The organism is Neobacillus vireti, assembly GCF_036962465.1.
GTDB classification, from domain to species: Bacteria; Bacillota; Bacilli; order Bacillales; family Cytobacillaceae; genus Neobacillus; species Neobacillus vireti_B.
This window is the reverse complement of record NZ_JBALNF010000029.1, coordinates 15,248-16,498: the sequence shown is the minus strand read 5'-3', so window position 1 is coordinate 16,498 and position 1,251 is coordinate 15,248. Positions and strand designations below refer to the sequence as shown.

The window sequence follows — 1,251 nt, the reverse complement described above, 5'->3', positions numbered from 1 at the left end:
AACAAGGCGAATGCTTATACTTTGCAGAAGATGGAACCTGCTTTATCATGAAAAAGATGGATGAAGCTATAAATTAAGTGAAAAAAAAGGTATTGATAGTAAAAGAGCTTGGAGATCCAAGCTCTTTTTTCTTCCTTTATCTGGGGGTAACTGGTTTAACCAATATCGCAGGGCTATAACTAGTTGCTATACAGCCTTCTAAGTGGCTGGGCATTAATAATCCTAAATCAAGTGCAGCCTTAATTTTCGTATCATCGGGTTTTTTAATCACCTGGATTAGGTCTGACATCTTTAATTCTTCTAGTCGTTTAACGGTTTCAACTTCATGAAATTTCTCTGTTTTGCGTATTTGTCTTTGCAGCTTGAACCCACTTACGGTAATTTCACCTTTTTTCTGATTGCCAACTAGTTGATTAAAATAAGTCTGAAAAGCGTCTTTTAAATGAGCCAATTCCAGTTCAATTTCTTTTTTTTGTTTATTTAGTTCATAATACCTCACTAACATATCACCAGTAATCAAGGACTCATTGTTGCTAACCATGCTGCCAGCCTCCTTGTGCGAACGTATATTCTATAATATGATGGTTCAGTGGTGAATATAACCTAAGAAAACAATTATTGAATCAGATATAAGAACAAGTTTAACACCTTAGAAACCTAATAAATGGTGACAGGCACCAGAATGGCAGCAAAAAGTATTTGCTTTCTTGTCATTAGTCTGGCAAGCTTAATAGTGATAAATCTTTTGTAGAAAGAGCAAATAGGTGATTAATATGATAGAGGTAAAAACTTCAAAGCTTAGTGATGGGGAATTGAACAGAGGGGTTTTTGCGACTTGTGATATCGCAAAGGGTGAGTTGATTCATCAAGCACCGGTTCTTCCGTATCCCAATGAGGAACACGTTCACATCGAGAAAACTTTATTAGCTGATTATGCATTTGAATATGGGATCAATCACACTGCCATTCTTTTAGGGTATGGGATGCTGTTTAACCATTCCTATCAGCCAAATGCAACATACGAAATTAACTTTCCAAACCATACTTTTGATTTCTTTGCTTATAAGGATATTAAAGCAGGAGAAGAGATTCTGATCAATTATAATGGTGATGTTGATGATAATGAGCCGCTTTGGTTTGATAAAGATAAAGAAAAGTCAACATCGGATAATGAAAATTAAAATGACCGAAATCAATTACTACTAATTTAGAAGAGCACACTTTTTGTGCTCTTTTCTTTTTAGCCTCAGT

General features: G+C 35.2%; 2 protein-coding genes. One reads left to right on the top strand and one right to left on the bottom strand.

Annotated elements, in window-relative coordinates; all coding sequences use genetic code 11:
* Positions 1–136: 136 nt before the first annotated feature.
* Positions 137–541, bottom strand: a complete 405-nt coding sequence (locus V7077_RS12930) for a hypothetical protein (RefSeq protein ID WP_335502109.1) — start codon at positions 539–541, stop codon at positions 137–139.
* A 232-nt stretch (positions 542–773) separates the two neighbouring features.
* Here V7077_RS12930 and V7077_RS12925 point away from each other — a divergent pair, with 232 nt between their 5' ends.
* The gene (locus tag V7077_RS12925; protein ID WP_335502106.1) at positions 774–1,181 is read left to right on the top strand and encodes an SET domain-containing protein; all 408 of its coding nucleotides are present in this window, start codon (positions 774–776) and stop codon (positions 1,179–1,181) included.
* Positions 1,182–1,251 lie beyond the last annotated feature (70 nt).

Excerpts from the sequence above, each read along its gene's own strand:
- V7077_RS12930 (WP_335502109.1), bottom strand. The coding sequence starts at position 541 with ATGGTTAGCAACAATGAGTCCTTGATTACTGGTGATATGTTAGTGAGG.
- V7077_RS12925 (WP_335502106.1), top strand. The coding sequence starts at position 774 with ATGATAGAGGTAAAAACTTCAAAGCTTAGTGATGGGGAATTGAACAGA.